The organism is Mycobacterium sp. C31M (assembly GCF_053345865.1).
Map to the genome: position 1 here is coordinate 24,333 of NZ_JBKFAX010000024.1, position 14,133 is coordinate 38,465.

Annotated in this window: 17 protein-coding genes; 7 read left to right on the plus strand and 10 right to left on the minus strand. The window is 67.8% G+C overall.

What is annotated here, in order from left to right:
• Nucleotides 1–9: 9 nt before the first annotated feature.
• Nucleotides 10–501: a DUF955 domain-containing protein gene (locus ACLBYA_RS28165; protein WP_447712777.1), complete on the plus strand. Its 492-nt coding sequence runs from the start codon at nt 10–12 to the stop codon at nt 499–501.
• Nucleotides 498–1,643, plus strand: a complete 1,146-nt coding sequence (locus ACLBYA_RS28170) for a hypothetical protein (RefSeq protein ID WP_447712778.1) — start codon at nt 498–500, stop codon at nt 1,641–1,643. Before ACLBYA_RS28165 ends, ACLBYA_RS28170 begins: the two co-directional genes overlap by 4 nt.
• A gap of 77 nt (nt 1,644–1,720) precedes the next feature.
• Here the strand turns inward: ACLBYA_RS28170 and ACLBYA_RS28175 are convergent, their stop codons facing one another.
• The 4 genes from ACLBYA_RS28175 to ACLBYA_RS28190 form a co-directional block, all read right to left on the minus strand.
• On the minus strand, nt 1,721–2,119 hold the full coding sequence (locus tag ACLBYA_RS28175; RefSeq protein WP_447712779.1) for a helix-turn-helix domain-containing protein: 399 nt from the start codon (nt 2,117–2,119) through the stop codon (nt 1,721–1,723).
• Nucleotides 2,120–2,583: 464 nt separating this feature from the next.
• The gene (locus ACLBYA_RS28180; protein WP_447712780.1) at nt 2,584–3,117 is read right to left on the minus strand and encodes a peptidase; all 534 of its coding nucleotides are present in this window, start codon (nt 3,115–3,117) and stop codon (nt 2,584–2,586) included.
• Nucleotides 3,118–3,283: 166 nt separating this feature from the next.
• Nucleotides 3,284–3,907: a superoxide dismutase gene (locus ACLBYA_RS28185; protein WP_447712781.1), complete on the minus strand. Its 624-nt coding sequence runs from the start codon at nt 3,905–3,907 to the stop codon at nt 3,284–3,286.
• Nucleotides 3,908–4,039: 132 nt separating this feature from the next.
• A complete protein-coding gene (locus ACLBYA_RS28190; RefSeq protein ID WP_447712782.1) occupies nt 4,040–4,195 on the minus strand; it encodes a hypothetical protein in 156 nt (51 codons plus the stop codon).
• A 409-nt stretch (nt 4,196–4,604) separates the two neighbouring features.
• Here ACLBYA_RS28190 and ACLBYA_RS28195 point away from each other — a divergent pair, with 409 nt between their 5' ends.
• Genes ACLBYA_RS28195 through ACLBYA_RS28205 form a run of 3 tightly spaced genes read left to right on the plus strand, consistent with a single transcriptional unit; the run spans nt 4,605 to nt 6,825 of the window.
• Nucleotides 4,605–4,928 (plus strand): rhodanese-like domain-containing protein, encoded by a 324-nt coding sequence (locus ACLBYA_RS28195; protein ID WP_447712783.1) that lies wholly within the window; start codon nt 4,605–4,607, stop codon nt 4,926–4,928.
• Between the two features lie 9 nt (nt 4,929–4,937).
• On the plus strand, nt 4,938–5,993 hold the full coding sequence (locus tag ACLBYA_RS28200; RefSeq protein ID WP_447712784.1) for a DUF4328 domain-containing protein: 1,056 nt from the start codon (nt 4,938–4,940) through the stop codon (nt 5,991–5,993).
• Nucleotides 5,994–5,997: 4 nt separating this feature from the next.
• Nucleotides 5,998–6,825: a glycerophosphodiester phosphodiesterase gene (locus tag ACLBYA_RS28205; protein WP_447712785.1), complete on the plus strand. Its 828-nt coding sequence runs from the start codon at nt 5,998–6,000 to the stop codon at nt 6,823–6,825.
• Here the strand turns inward: ACLBYA_RS28205 and ACLBYA_RS28210 are convergent, their stop codons facing one another.
• The 4 genes from ACLBYA_RS28210 to ACLBYA_RS28225 all read right to left on the minus strand — a co-directional run bounded on the left by ACLBYA_RS28210 (nt 6,826) and on the right by ACLBYA_RS28225 (nt 10,340).
• Entirely contained in the window at nt 6,826–7,371 is a 546-nt protein-coding gene (locus ACLBYA_RS28210) for a ferritin (protein WP_447712786.1), read from the minus strand. It abuts the gene before it with no gap.
• Between the two features lie 121 nt (nt 7,372–7,492).
• Nucleotides 7,493–8,629, minus strand: coding sequence for an LCP family protein (locus ACLBYA_RS28215; RefSeq protein WP_447712829.1), 1,137 nt, complete (start codon nt 8,627–8,629; stop codon nt 7,493–7,495).
• A gap of 135 nt (nt 8,630–8,764) precedes the next feature.
• The gene (locus tag ACLBYA_RS28220; RefSeq protein WP_447712787.1) at nt 8,765–9,529 is read right to left on the minus strand and encodes a CPBP family intramembrane glutamic endopeptidase; all 765 of its coding nucleotides are present in this window, start codon (nt 9,527–9,529) and stop codon (nt 8,765–8,767) included.
• Nucleotides 9,530–9,548: 19 nt separating this feature from the next.
• Nucleotides 9,549–10,340, minus strand: a complete 792-nt coding sequence (locus ACLBYA_RS28225) for a DUF2470 domain-containing protein (protein ID WP_447712788.1) — start codon at nt 10,338–10,340, stop codon at nt 9,549–9,551.
• A gap of 111 nt (nt 10,341–10,451) precedes the next feature.
• On the opposite strand from ACLBYA_RS28225, the gene pheA reads away from it, so the two are divergent.
• Complete coding sequence (gene pheA, locus ACLBYA_RS28230; protein ID WP_447712789.1) at nt 10,452–11,372, plus strand: prephenate dehydratase; 921 nt, start codon at nt 10,452–10,454, stop codon at nt 11,370–11,372.
• Nucleotides 11,369–12,052: a histidine phosphatase family protein gene (locus ACLBYA_RS28235; protein ID WP_447712790.1), complete on the plus strand. Its 684-nt coding sequence runs from the start codon at nt 11,369–11,371 to the stop codon at nt 12,050–12,052. The genes pheA and ACLBYA_RS28235 overlap by 4 nt, the downstream gene beginning before the upstream one ends.
• 231 nt (nt 12,053–12,283) lie before the next feature.
• On the opposite strand, the gene ACLBYA_RS28240 is transcribed toward ACLBYA_RS28235, so the two are convergent.
• Nucleotides 12,284–12,634 carry a metallopeptidase family protein gene (locus ACLBYA_RS28240; protein WP_447712791.1) on the minus strand — a complete coding sequence of 117 codons (351 nt, stop codon included), beginning with the start codon at nt 12,632–12,634 and terminating at the stop codon, nt 12,284–12,286.
• Between the two features lie 4 nt (nt 12,635–12,638).
• Nucleotides 12,639–14,096, minus strand: a complete 1,458-nt coding sequence (locus ACLBYA_RS28245) for a septum formation family protein (protein ID WP_447712792.1) — start codon at nt 14,094–14,096, stop codon at nt 12,639–12,641.
• Nucleotides 14,097–14,133: the final 37 nt, after the last annotated feature.

Below are 14,133 nucleotides of genomic sequence, written 5' to 3' on the forward strand. Positions count from 1 at the left end.
GGGGACACCATGCCTGCCAGTCGTCGAGTGACCCGTGCCGTGAGTTCTGTACTGGATCTGGCCCCGCGACGGGGTGAGGTCTCGCTACCGCGCCTGGTCGAGGCGGTGGCCGACGATCAGGGGCGGCCGATCCAGATCAAGATGGCCGATCTGCCGCCGGGGGTGTGCGGGCAGTGGCGTCAGTACGCCGACCACGATGTCTTCCTGATCCAGAAGGGGCTGCCGGCCTGGGATCGCACCCTGGCCCATGAGCTCGGCCACCTGGTGCTCGGCCATGCGGGGACGCCGGTCGTCGAGGCGGCCCGCGAGGTGACCGAACTCGCCGGCTCTGATCTGATCGGATACATGCTCAATCAGCGGACCGGGTGCATGGGTCCGGCGGGAGAGGCTGCCGAGCAGGAGGCGGAGGATTTCGCCGCGTTGCTCATCTACCGTCTCGGCCGGTTGCCCTCGGATCGTTCGTCGATCATGCAGGTGCGACTCGGGGAGGCGTTTGGTTGACCGTCTGGGTGATCGCCGGTCTTCTCGGATTGGCGACCGGCCTGCGCATCGGCTGGGCGCTGGTCAACAAGCAATCCCTGGTCAGCACCGCGATGATCCTCGCGCTGGGGAGCCTCGGGATTGTCGCTGCCCTCAACTGGCAGCCGCTGACGCTGCTGATCGATACCGCGCTGCGCTGGCCCAACATCTCAGTGGCGCTCAGCCAGGTCGCGCTGATCGCCTGTGCCGCAGGCAGTTGCGTGATGATCACGACGGTCGCCTCGGACCGTAAGCCGGCCGCCATCCGGCGGATCGCGGTGGCGCAGTACGTTGTCGCCGCGGTGATCGCGACCGTCACCCTGGTCAGCTTCTTCCGCCGGGAGCGGGAGCCCGAGATGGCACCGGAGGAGTATCTGCGTCGCCACCTCGGCGCCGGCGGATCCTCGGCCTGGCTACTGCCGATGTTGTACGTGCTGTTGGCGTTGACACTGGTCGCCTGGGCCGGCGTGCGGCACTCGAACCGCACCCGCCGCGGCCGCGCGCTGTTCGTGTTCAGCGTCGGGATGGTGCTGATGGTGTTGGCCAGCGCCTTCTTACTGCTGCGCGCGGTGGGCAACACCGATGTCCTCGGGGTCGGGGCGGCCGCGACGCTGCTGGGCTGCGCCATGCTGGTGGTCGCCGGCGGCTCGCTGCTGCCCAGCATCGAGGACTGGTTCGGGGCGCGCCGGGAGATGCGCACGATTGCGCCGCTGCTGGCCGAGCTGAACGAGCGGCATCCGGATGTCGGGATCGGTGTACGCCCGCGTGGGCCGCTGCTGTTCCGGGTGGCCGAACAGATGTCGCTGATCTCGGACTCGCTGTACCTGGAGGCGATCGCTGCCGAGGGGGTGCGCCGCCGCACGGTCGACGCCGGCCCCGGCGGGCGCGATGCGGAGCTGAACATCGCCGATATCGCCGATCTGGACTCGCCGCCGGTGCCCGCCGATGAGCAGGCCCGCGGTATCGCGCAATGGATCTACGACGGTCGCGATGACAACAGCGGGGACGGCCCGCACGGCTCGTTCCCCGGGTTGAACTGGCTGCGCCAGCCGACGACGTTCTCGGACCGGGAATGGATCCTGGCGATCGCCGAGCAGTACGAGGATCTCGTCAAGGTGCCCTGAACGGGCACTGAAACCACAGACGGTGCCGCAGCGCTCACGCGCCCGGCACCGCTTGTGTCGTGATCCTGTGGATGGATCTAGCTGTCGAGGTTCTCCCGACGACGGAGCTCTTCGGCCTTCTGCACCAGATCCTGCTGGGCATCGGCGGAGAGCCCGACGGTGCGCGCGGCGATGCGGCGGACGCCCTCGTCGCGCATGTTGGCGAGCCACGTCAGCTCCTTGTCGAGCTTCTCGTAGTACTCGTCATCGGTGAAGTAGGCCGGCTTGATCCGGAAGAAATTGGCGAGCGCGGCCATCGTGGTCACCGACGGGTTGGTGCGATTGCCGGAACGCAGCTGGGACAGATACGGGGCCGACATCGTGACACCTTCGGCCTTGAGGGCGCCGATCACCTCGGCCGACGTGTGGGGTCCCCGGCCCGGGGGGTAAACCGTATCGAAGAGGCGATTCAGTCGGGCGGCGAACGTCTTGCTCATCTAACTTTCCTCCACTTAACTCACGAGCCGTCTGCGCTGGGTTCGTATTTGCTGATCATCGTAGCGAGTGATGCCGCCACAACCAAGTGCAAACCACTGAAAACTAACACTACCTTCACTTGGGGCCCCGGGCGAGGTGTTGTAGCTGCACGTCAACCTCACATTCGTCACCTGGGCGCGTGAGCTGGCGAAGTAGAAAATGACGGTGGCGCTGTTTTGCCCAGATCAACTGATCTTGACACGTTGTCACAGTAACCCCATAGCTGATCGGCAGTGCTCAGGCGTCACGCAGCAAAGATCGGCCTTGGATTTGCTGAGGTCGCCGGCGAAGCGGGTGACCGGTAGCCATGACGTGCACTTCGCTCCGCAACATAATTGCTGGCGTTTGCACAGGAAGTGGGGCCGAATGTGGCCGATTCGTGTCCGAACCGTTATCGTGATTTTGCTGCGACAGCGTCGGCGAGCTAAGCGGCGAGCAGCATCGCCAGGATCGCGGTGTCCGGATGGCTGATCGGGTCGACGCCCACCCGACTCACCATCGAGGTGATGGTGCCGTCGGCCTCGGCCTCCACCCAGGCCGCCCGGTGCTCCAGGCCCAGATGTGGGATGCCGGGCAGCAGGACACATCCGGATGCCGCGCCTGCGCATTCGGGAAGTGACGGCGTGGTCTCCGACGGCGGGTGCAGCATCAGTAGCGCGGGCGGTTGATGCTCGGCGAAAAACCCTGGCGGAACCGCAGATTCACCGACCACCGGACCCTCGGCCAGGACCAGGCCGACGGTGCCGGGTTCGGGTTGGTCGGGCAACTCCTCGCGGACACCGAAAATCGTTGTGGTGGAGAGCAAGCCGGGCAGTGAGGCGACCCGCACCGCGACCATGAGCAGCTGCGCCCATTCCTTTGTGGAGTCCGGCCAGCGACCCGACACCACAAAACCCTTGAGGGTTCCCCTGGAATGGAACGGGGCGATCTCGACCGCTCTTCCGGAACCGGTGTCCATCTGGCCTCCCGACAGTCGCACGTCTGGTGAACCGACACTGCTGTGGGTCGCTGTGACACAGGATGCGGCAGTGGCGCATTAGCACGCAAGAGGACACGAGTGCCAGCAGAAGCCAAGAGCCCCGCATGCCGGGGCATGCGGGGCTCTCTTGAAGTGCGGCGCGGGCTCAGCCGAAGATGAGGCCGCCGGCCTGGGAGGTGGCGCGTGCGTAGCGGTCCTGGACGTCGGCCCAGTTGACGACGTTCCAGAAGGCCTTGACGTAGTCGGCCTTGACGTTCTTGTACTGCAGGTAGAAGGCGTGCTCCCACATGTCGACCTGCAGCAGCGGGATGATGCCGAGCGGGACGTTGGCCTGCTGGTCGTAGAGCTGGAAGGTGAGCAGGCGAGCTCCGAGGGTGTCGTAGCCCAGGACGGCCCAGCCCGAGCCCTGCAGGCCGTTGGCGGCGGCGGTGAACTGGGCGCGGAACTTGTCGAAGCTGCCGAACTGGTCGTCGATGGCGGCTGCGAGGTCGCCTTCGGGCTTGTCGCCGCCGTTGGGGGACAGGTTCTTCCACCAGATGCTGTGGTTGACGTGGCCGCCGAGGTGGAAGGCGAGGTTCTTCTCGTTGAGGAAGATGGCCGACTGGTCGTCTCCTGCGCGGGCTTCTTCGAGCTTGGCCACCGCGTCGTTGACGCCCTTGACGTAGGTGGCGTGGTGCTTGCTGTGGTGCAGTTCGTTGATCTGGCCGGAAATGTGGGGCTCCAGCGCGCCATAGTCGTAATCGAGTTCTGGCAGCGTGTATTCAGCCACGTTGGTCCTTCCTAGTCATGGGAATCGCGGTGGAGTTCGGCGTCGCGGAGTTCGACAACAAGCTCGAGCACAACCTTGCTCCATCCCCGCGTGCACCGCAAGGAGTGGGTACCCAGGTCGGACCGGGGAGAATCAGAAGAGGACGATCGCGGCGAGGACGCCGAGAAGCACGAGGGCGATCACGCTGGCGCGGATGAGCGCCACCACCTGGTTCTTGGTGTAGTGATGCGAGGTGTGCCAATCCGAGGGCGGCACGGCCGAACCCTGCCCGATCGGGTGTGCTGCCATCAAATGCTCCTGACCTGCACGATCACGCCGTCCCCCCAGTGAGATCTGTCACACGGACTGTTGTGACGCCGATCATAGACCCTGTTTGCTCAGGGCAGAAATCGGGTGTCTGCGCCGCCACCGAAAGGTCCCGTGGTGATCAAATCTGGCCGATCCGAATGGCAAAAATGACCGTCGAGAAATTTAGCTCGGCAACGCTTTTGCTCGCTCGGTGTGTCGCTTGTTGATCGTCGACCACGGACAGGGCCGATTCATCCACAGCCTGATGCTTTCCTCACAGCGAAAGCCGGGGTTGTGCACAGTCAAGCCCGTGCACACTTGTGGATGAACCTGTGGAAACTGTGGATAGCAAGGACATTGCTGCTGGGGAATCGGTGCGATGCCGCCCACGCCGTGCCAGCATGGTCGTATGTCTGACGACGATGTGGCGCAGATCGAGGTCGGCCAACTGCCGCTGGAGTTCGGCGAAGCGGTGGTGCTGCTCGACGTGCGCGAGGACGACGAATGGCAGGGCGGCCACGTGGCCGGTGCCCAGCACATCCCGATGGGTGACGTGCCCGCCCGGATCGACGAGATCGACCGCGACGCGACCCTCTATGTCATCTGCCATGCCGGCGGGCGCTCCCAACGCGTCGCGCAGTATCTGGCGCGCAACGGTTTCGAACCGGTGAATGTGGCCGGCGGCATGTTGTCGTGGGTTCAGGCGGGTCGCCCGGTCAGCACCCCGTCGTAGGCTGGTCGGGTGATTCAGGTCTGTGCCCAGTGCGGGACGCGGTGGAATGTGCGCGACCGCCAGCGGGTGTGGTGCCCGCGCTGCCGCGGCACACTGCTCGCCCCCGGAGCACCACCACCTGCGCAGGCCCCCGCGACACCGCAACCCGCGGGGCGTCCGGGCGGACCCTGGGACGCCAGGCCCGCAGGCCCGGGCAAGAAGCCGGCAGGTTATCGCTGGATCGCGGTGCGGCCCGGTGCGGCGCCCCCGACACGTCGTCGGCGCGGACCGTTGGGCCCGACGCCGCGCTACACCGTCATTCCGCGCTGGGGTCTCTACGAGCAGTTCGAGAATCCGGCGGCGGCCGATGCGGCGACGACCGACCGCCGTGCGTCCAACCCCGCCACGGTGCGTCGCGTTCTGATCCTGACGATGATCCTGCTCGGCGCGGCCGCGGTGCTGCACATGCTGCGCTACGCGCTGATGCTCTACAACCGCAGCACCCTGCTGAACCCGATCGTGGCCGGTATCGCGACCTGGCTGCCGGTGGCTGCGAGCGTCTTGGCGTTGTTCGGTGTGCTGGCCAGTGCTCTGATCTTGACCAACTGGCTCATCGCGCGGCGCGCTGCGGCCTTCGACCATCTTGGCTCGACGGATCCGCGCACACCCGGTCGTCTGTGGGTCGGCTGCATGGTGCCGCCGGTCAACCTGGTGCTGGCACCGGTCTTCGTCATCGAACTGGCTCGGGCCGAGCGGCGCGAGGGGCTGCGCATCGTGAGCTGGTGGATCACCTGGTTCTTCAGCTACCTGCTGTCGACGGCCTCGATCGTGACGACCGTGCTGACCGTCTTCGGGACCGATGCCCAACGCATCGCCGACAACACGGTGATCACCACGATCGCCTATCTGGTGGCGTTGGCCACCCTGGTGCTGACCTGGCAGGTGTATCAGGGCTTCGAGCGGGTTCCGGTGCACCGACCGTCCCGACGCTGGGTCATGGTCGCCGCCGGGCAATCCGAGCCGGAGCCGGGACCTGCCGAAACAATCCCTCCGGTTGAGGCCGAGGACCGGAACCCGGCAGCATAGCCCTATGACCGAGGGGGACGTTGCGGCCAACACCGGCCACCCGTTCGTGGTGGCCCACCGGGGCGCCTCGGCGGATCGGCCCGAGCACACTGTCGCCGCCTATGAACTCGCCCTGTCCGAAGGCGCCGACGGCGTCGAATGCGATGTCCGGCTGACCCGTGACGGCCACCTGGTGTGTGTGCACGATCGCCGGGTGGACCGGACCTCGAACGGGACGGGTCTGGTGTCGGAGATGACGCTCGCCGAGCTGCGCGAACTGGACTTCGGATCCTGGCACGCCGGCTGGCGGGACAGTGGGACGACCGGGGATACCGGGCTGCTGACCCTGGACACCCTGCTGACGCTGGTGCTGGATACCAAGCGACCGGTGAAGATCTTCATCGAGACCAAACACCCGGTGCGCTACGGCGCGCTCGTCGAGAGCAAGGTGCTGGCCCTGCTGCACCGCTACGGCATCGCCGCGCCCGCATCGGCCGATCTGGCCCGGGCGGTGGTGATGTCGTTCTCCGCTGCGGCGGTCTGGCGTATCCGGCGGGCGGCGCCGATGCTGCCGACCGTGTTGCTCGGGGAGACCTCACGCTTCCTGGGTGGCAGCGCCGCGACGACGGTCGGGGCCACGGCCGTCGGGCCGTCCATCGCGACGCTGCGTGAACATCCGGAGCTGGTGGACCGGGCGGCCGCACAGGGGCGGGCACTGTATTGCTGGACGGTCGATCACTACGAGGATGTCCGGTACTGCCGGGACCTCGAGGTGGCCTGGGTGGCCACCAATCATCCCGGCCGTACCAAGGACTGGTTGGAGAACGGTCTGACCGGCGCCGGCCGTGACTAGTTAGAGGTTGCCGCCGGCGGCCTTCGGGGCGGTCGCATCCGCGCCGGGCGCGCTGAATTCGCGGGCCACGAAATCTTCCAGGCTGAACAGGTTGGCGCCGGCCCGCTCGGCGATGCGCACCAGGGTCGACATGGTCGCGACCTCTTCCACCTGCTCCTTGAGGAACCACTGCATGAACTGTTCGCCGAGGTAGTCGCCCTCGTCACGGGCGGCGGCCGCCAGCAGGGTGACCTGCTCGGTGACGGTGCGCTCCTGCTCGAGTGCCAGGCGCAATGCCTGCGACGGGGTGTCGAAGCTGTTGTGGACCGCGTCGACCCCGGGGATCTCGACGTGGACGCCGCGGTTGAGCAGGTACTGCACCAGCATCATCGCGTGATTGCGTTCCTCGACGGCCTGGGCGTAGAAGTGCGTGGCCAGTCGGGGCAGGTCGAAACCGTCGAAATACACGGCGATGGCAATGTACTGCTGTGACGCGGTGAACTCGCTGCGAATTTGCTCGCGCAGGAGGGTGTTGAACTTGGTGTCGAGGGTCGTTGCGTCAGTCATGATCACCACAATAGGGCAGGTCATACGGCATGTCATCCAAGGTGAACCTTATTCAGGTTAGCCATCCCTAACCGCTGTGATGGCCGTTACAAAGGGTAGGTTTAGTTTGCTGGCAGCTGACTCAGGGCCGGTCGGTGTCGAGCACATCGGCCGGCACCGCGGTATCGGCGGCCAGTGCCGCGAACAATCGGCCGGTGGCCTCGCTGTCCCACACCACGATGGATCCGACGTCGCTGGAGGTGTATTCGGCGATCGGCACCGTCGTGGTGGTGGGGTTGTCCTGCAGCGCCCAGCCCAGGCGAGCCAGATCCCAGATGTGTCCGCCCTGGTCGACGGTGACGGCCCCGGTGGCTGCTGTCGCCATCGGATACCAGCGCAGCGGATTGAGCATGACGCCCGGGCTGAGCGCGCGGTGCAGCAGTGCGGACATGAATTCCCGCTGGTTGGCCATCCGGTCCAGGTCGGCCCGGGCAGTGGCGCGGGACCGGACGAACCCGAGTGCCGTGCGGCCGTCGAGTTCCGAGCAGCCCGCGGGCAGGTCGATGCCGGCCAGCGGATCACTGATCGGCTCGGCGGGGCACATCGTCACTCCGCCGACGGCGTCGACCAATTGCGCGAACCCCCCGAAGCCGACCTCGGCGTAGTGGTCGAGTCGGATACCGGTGGCCTGCTCGACCGTCTGCACCAGCAGCGGCGCACCGCCCAACGCGTACGCGGCATTGATCTTGTCCTCGCCGTAGCCGGGAATCGGCACGTAGGAATCCCGCGGCAGGGACACCAGCGTCGGCGGGGTGTCGGAGAACAGCCCGCCGATGTGCAGCAGCAGCAGGGTGTCGGTGCGCCCGTTGCCGACATCGCCGCCGGTGGCCAGGGTGTTCTGCTCGTCGACTGTCAGGTCGGCGCGGCTGTCCGAGCCGACCAGCAGCCAGGTGGTGCCCTTGCCGGCCGGCGGGCGTTCCGGATAGTCGGCCAGCACCGGGATGCGCTGTAGCGAGGAATCGAGCCACAGACCGCCGCCGCCGGCCGCGCTGACAAGTAGCAGCAGGACAGCCATGAACACGGCGCCCCAGCGCCGGGCCCGCCGCGGTCTTTTCGGCGCCGGCGCGGGTGGGCGCGGCGCGGGGCGGGTCGCCCGCTGTACTGGGGGTCTCGGTGCCGGTGGTCTCGGTGCCGGCGGTTTGGCTGGCGGTGGTGCCGGCCGTCGCGGCGGCGGCGGTGGCGGGGTTGCCCGGCGCGACGGTGGCGGGGGAGGAGGCATCCGCGGCGGGGTGGCCGGATTCGGCGGCCACACCGGCGGCGGTCGATGGCCGGCGTGACGACGGATCTCCGGCGCCGGTTCCCTGCCCGGCCGATCCTCGTTCACCCTGCAAATGTACGGCGCGCGGGGGCGATCTCAGCCCAACCAATCCAGCTCGTCGGCGGCCAGCGAATACCCGACGAAGGCGACCGCGTCGATCAGTCCGTGCGCGACGATCAGCGGCCACAGTCGCCCGGTGCGTATCCACACGTAGCCGAACACCAGCCCCATCACGATGTTGCCCAGCCCGGCGCTGTAGCCCTGGTACAGGTGGTAGGTGCCGCGCAGCAGCGCCGAGATCAGCAGGGCGGCACCGACGCCGAAGCACAGCTGCCGCAACCGGGTGATCAGGAACCCGACGACGATGATCTCCTCGGCCCAGCCGTTGGCGAAGGCGATCGCCAGCAGCAGCGGTATCCGCCACCAGGTGTCGTTGATCTCGGCGGGTTCGACGGCCGCGCTGAGGCCGAGCATCCGGGCACCGACGTAGAACGCGAGCCCGGGCAGTCCGATCAGTGCGGCCAAGGCCAGTCCGCCGGTGAGGTCCGGATGCAGTCGGAACCGGCCGAGGCCGATCGATGCGGGCCCGGATCCGGTGCGCCACAACAGGTACAGGCCCAGCGCGCCCCATGCCACGAGCTGGACGAAGGAGGCGATGTTGAGGCCGAGGTCGATCAGATCGATCGGGGAGCGGCGCTCGTTGAGGGCCACCGTCTGACCGGCCAGGCCCAGCAACACCGCCTCGATGAGGCGTAGCGACGCGGCGTAGGCACTCAGACCGAAGGTGACCGCGAGGACGACCAGGATCTCGATGCGGATGGTGCGCGGCGGCAGAAACTCGTTGTTGGAGGGCCCGGTCACCGCAGCCAGGCTAGACGGATCAGATGCGGCGCGCGCGCAGGCCGTTGAGGAACGGGCAGCCCATCAGCACCCGGATGGCCTGGCTCAGTCCGGTCACATCGTCGACCGGCTTTGCGAACGGCAGGCGGACGTCGTGGTCACCGGACTCGTCCTCGACGCGCAATTGGACGCCGTAGCGGTCCAGGCCCAGCGGGCGGACACGGCCGCTGCGCAGGGTTTGTGGCAGCCGGTTGGCCAGCCGGTCGACCACCTCGCGGTGGGCCGACTCGAGGTGGCGCAGCCAGCAGGATTCCAGCCCGCAGAACGGGTCGGGGTCGGCGGCCAGCAGCGCTCCGAGGCCGACGGACTCGGCGCCGGTCGAATCGGCGACCACCACCGACTCGATCTCGAGGCGGGCCAGCGCGTACGGCGTCTCGCCGTGTGCGGCCTCATCCGTGCCGGTGTTCACCTGCAGCAGAGCCGGATTGGGATTCTCGGCGGCGATCAGGTCGAGCATGCCCGCGACCTCGCCGTCGGGGACCAGGAACATCCGGCCCTGGATCCACACCAGCGACCGCACGGGTTCGCGTAGCGGCAGCGGCGCGTAGTCGGTCATCTCCAGCACGGCCTGGATGCCTGCCGACCCGGCGGAGACCACCATGCCGGTCAGCAACCCGTCGGCCGGGATGGTGATGGCAAAGGAGCCGTCGTCGAGCAGATGGTGGACGGGTGTGGCGGTGGGCTCCATGCCCTCGACCGCCAACATTGCGCCGCCGGCCCTGGCACAGGCGCTACGAATTCGCTCGGCGGTCGTCGGTGCCGTCACTGTCATCTGTGGCCTTCCGGTTAGTGAGGTAAGCCTTACTTAACTACACGGCGCAGGGGTGCGCAAGGTTTCCCTCGCGGCCCGGAAACCGACCATCGAGCTACTAGGGTTGAAGTCGTGTCACGCATCGCCTACCTCGGACCGGAGGGAACGTTCACCGAGGCGGCGCTGCTGCAGATGATCGCCGCCGAGGTCATCCCCGGCGGAGGCGATGTCATCCCGCTGCCCCAGGACAGCCCGGTCGCGGCGCTGCAGGCGGTGCGCGACGGTATCGCCGACTACGCGTGCGCGCCGATCGAGAACTCCATCGAGGGATCGGTGTTGCCCACCATGGACGGGCTGGCGACCGGTTCGCCGCTGCAGATCTACGCCGAGCACACCCTCGACGTCGCCTTCAGCATCGTCACCCGTCCCGGTGTGGCGCCCGCCGATGTGAAGACCATTGCCGCATTCCCGGTCGCCGCCGCCCAGGTGCGACGTTGGCTGGCCACCGAGCTGCCCGATGCGCAGGTGGTACCGGCCGCGTCGAATGCTGCGGCGGCCAAAGATGTCGTCGAGGGTAACGCCGATGCCGGCGTCAGCACCGCGCTGGCGGCCCGGCGCTATGGCCTTGCCGAGCTGGCCTCCGGGGTGGTCGACGAGGCGAATGCGCGCACCCGCTTCGTGCTGATCGGCGCGCCCGGTCCACCTCCGCCGCGCAGCGGTGCCGACCGCACCTCGGTGGTGCTGCGGCTGGACAACGTCCCCGGTGCGCTGGTGGCGGCGATGACCGAACTGTCGGTGCGCGACATCGATCTGACCCGGATCGAATCCCGGCCCACCCGAACCGAATTGGGCACCTACAAGTTCTTCCTCGATTGGGCGGGCCACCTCGAGGACGACGCTGTCGGGGACGCCCTCAAGGCGCTGCACCGGCACTGCGCCGAGGTCCGATTCCTGGGATCCTGGCCGACCGGTGCGGCGGTCGGGGCACTCCCACCCGCGGTCGACGATGCGGCCCGCTGGTTACAGGCATTGCGGACAGGAGGATCGAGATGACCGGTCGGCTGGTGCTGGTACGGCATGGACAGTCCTACGGCAACGTCGAGCGCAGGCTCGACACCCGGCCGCCGGGGGCGGCGCTGACCGAACTCGGTCATCAGCAGGCGGCGACCTTCGCGCAGAACTGGTCGCATCCGGTCGGTTTGGTGGCCCATTCGGTGGCGACGCGGGCCCGCGAGACGGCCGCCGGCATCGCATGCGGCCTGGACCTGGACACCCACGAGTTCGAGGGCATTCACGAGGTCCAGGTCGGTGATCTGGAGAACCGTAACGACGAAACCGCCATCGACACGTTCGAGTCGGTCTACCGCAGCTGGCACCTCGGTGATCTCGACGTCCCGGTGCCGGGCGGTGAGAGCGGCCGCCAGGTGCTGGATCGGATGGTCCCGGTGCTCACCGAACTACGTTTGCGCCACCTCGACGACCGGCGCTGGACCGAGGACATCGTGGTGGTCAGCCACGGCGCGGCCATCCGGCTGGTGTCGGCGGCCCTGGCCGGTGTGGACAATGCTTTCGCGTTGGAGAACCACCTGAGCAATACCGAGTGCGTGGTGCTGAGTCCGATCACCGACGGCCGGTGGAGCTGTGTGCAGTGGGGTGCGGCCACCCCGCCGTTCACGGTGACGGCGCAGCCCGAACCTCAGACCACCGAGGCCGACGCCGGCCCCATGGGCTGAGCCCACGCGGCGCATTCACAGCCCACGGCAAAACAGTCGATGGCGTAGGTGTGCGCCGCCTCGGGTGTTTCACAATCGGGTTCGGTGCATTCCGAACGCTGACCGATGTGCACGATCACGGTGCCGTGACAGTGCGCACGCTCCGGATCGACCGCACAGCTCGGACAGTTCCCGCTCATGATTCGATTGTGGCATCACCGACCGACAGGGCCGCGCTCCCACGCGGTGCGTTCAGCCCCAGCCCAGTTCGTGCAGGCGATCGTCGTCGATGCCGAAGTGGTGTGCGAGTTCGTGGACCACGGTGATGGCCACCTCCTCGACGACCTCCTCCTCGGTCTCGCACATCTGCAGCAGCGCGTCCCGATAGATGGTGATGACATCCGGTAGCGCACCGGCGTACGTCGAGTCGCGTTCGGTCAGCGCGTAACCCTCGTAGAGGCCCAGCAGATCGGGCTCCTCGGGATGCCGGCTGCGTACCAGGAAGACGACATTGTCCGCCGCGGCGGCCAGTTCGGCGGGTATCAGGTCGAGCGCATCGGAGACCAGTTCCTCGAACCGTTTCGCGCTCATCCGAACCGGCACGTAGTTACGGAACCGGTGCCGGGATCACCGGCGGTGGCGGAGCCCCCGGCGGCGGGGCGGCCGGGGGCGGGGCGGCCGGGGGCGGCACACCCTCCATCGGCGGGCCGGCCGGCGGCGGAGCGGCCCCCGGCGGCGGTGGCAACTGTGGCACCGGCGGACCATTGAGGAAGGTGTTACCGCCGGTCGGGGTCGCCGGCGCCTCCTCCTGGGTCGGGCTCGACTGACCGGGCAGATGCTCGTTGGACTGCCCGGAGCCGCTGCTGCTCGAACCACTGCCCGAACCGCTGCCGCTCGATCCGCTGTCGTAGTTGCTGTCGGTCTGGTCGTAGGTGATCTGCGACGAGGTGTCCACCGGCGGCGGCAACGGGATGGCCGGGATGCTCAGGCGCTCGTCGGGGATGTCCGGCGGCGGGACCGGTGGGCGGCCGTTGATCATCAACGGCCCCTTGGCGCTGTTGACCAGCGTGGACCAGCCGCCGTTGCCCAGCGTCGCGCCGATACTGCAGGAGACCTGATGGCTGCCCGCCGACCAGCTCGGCAACGCGATGGTGCTGTACACCAGGGTCAGGGTGGTGGTGCGCAGCTCCAGTGGCGCCAGATACGCCTCGGTGACCCGGGCGCAGTTGTCCTTGACGAAGGTGTCCTGTTCGGCCTCGGGTGGCAGCCCCTGCGGGAACTTCTCGGCGAGGTTCACCGCGCCGGTCACCTCAAGGGAGTGCGGGCCGGTGCAGTCGACGGGAATGTCCGTCGGCTGGTTGGTGGCCGGGTCGATGCCCAGGCAGGTGCCCGCCGGCCACACCTTGGACTGGTCGATATCGGCGACCTTGCCCTGATAGGCCTGCTGCTGATTGTTTGCGCCCGGGAGCTGCAGGCCGCACAGCATGCGCCGCTCACCGGCCTGCCGCCAGGCCTTCTCGCCGGACCACAGCAGGCTCACGGTGAACCGGCCGTTGGGGTCATAGCGCTCACCGAGGTAGCGCTGCACCGCGCTCTGGCACTGCTCCTGGCTGATCTGCTGGATGCGGGCCGGCGACGGCGGGGCCGCATCGGGGCCGTACTCGGTGCCCGGGAAGGTGCGCATGTCGACGGACTCGGCCACCTCGAACCGGTGCTCGGTGGTGCAGTCGACGATCTGTGCCTTGTCCGGGGTGCGCTCCGGCCAGTTCAGGCAGTCCCCACCCTTGGCATTGTCGAAGGTGCTGTTGGCGCGCAGACCCAACGCGCCGGTGCCGGAATTGAGGCCGGCCAGTCGGCCTCCGGCGGCGGTGTCCGGCAGCACCGTGATGACACCGGCGATCAACAGACCTCCGAGCGCGGTCAGCAACAGCGCGCGGCGGGTCGGGCTCAGCGGGTTGCTGACGGACAGCGCGCCGCGCCACCGGGAAACCGGTTTCTGCGGGGTCTTGGCCTCGTACAGAAACGGTTCCGCGTCGGCAGGCTCGTCCTTGGGTGCGTCGAACATCGCCTTCCATTGTGACAGGCGTGTCACGATGTGTGAC

Coding starts and splice junctions, on each gene's coding strand:
- ACLBYA_RS28195 (WP_447712783.1), top strand. CDS start 4,605: ATGTCTGACGACGATGTGGCGCAGATCGAGGTCGGCCAACTGCCGCTG.
- ACLBYA_RS28165 (WP_447712777.1), top strand. CDS start 10: ATGCCTGCCAGTCGTCGAGTGACCCGTGCCGTGAGTTCTGTACTGGAT.
- ACLBYA_RS28215 (WP_447712829.1), bottom strand. CDS start 8,629: ATGCCTCCTCCCCCGCCACCGTCGCGCCGGGCAACCCCGCCACCGCCG.
- ACLBYA_RS28210 (WP_447712786.1), bottom strand. CDS start 7,371: ATGACTGACGCAACGACCCTCGACACCAAGTTCAACACCCTCCTGCGC.
- ACLBYA_RS28180 (WP_447712780.1), bottom strand. CDS start 3,117: ATGGACACCGGTTCCGGAAGAGCGGTCGAGATCGCCCCGTTCCATTCC.
- ACLBYA_RS28205 (WP_447712785.1), top strand. CDS start 5,998: ATGACCGAGGGGGACGTTGCGGCCAACACCGGCCACCCGTTCGTGGTG.
- ACLBYA_RS28190 (WP_447712782.1), bottom strand. CDS start 4,195: ATGGCAGCACACCCGATCGGGCAGGGTTCGGCCGTGCCGCCCTCGGAT.
- ACLBYA_RS28245 (WP_447712792.1), bottom strand. CDS start 14,096: ATGTTCGACGCACCCAAGGACGAGCCTGCCGACGCGGAACCGTTTCTG.
- ACLBYA_RS28235 (WP_447712790.1), top strand. CDS start 11,369: ATGACCGGTCGGCTGGTGCTGGTACGGCATGGACAGTCCTACGGCAAC.
- ACLBYA_RS28175 (WP_447712779.1), bottom strand. CDS start 2,119: ATGAGCAAGACGTTCGCCGCCCGACTGAATCGCCTCTTCGATACGGTT.
- ACLBYA_RS28225 (WP_447712788.1), bottom strand. CDS start 10,340: ATGACAGTGACGGCACCGACGACCGCCGAGCGAATTCGTAGCGCCTGT.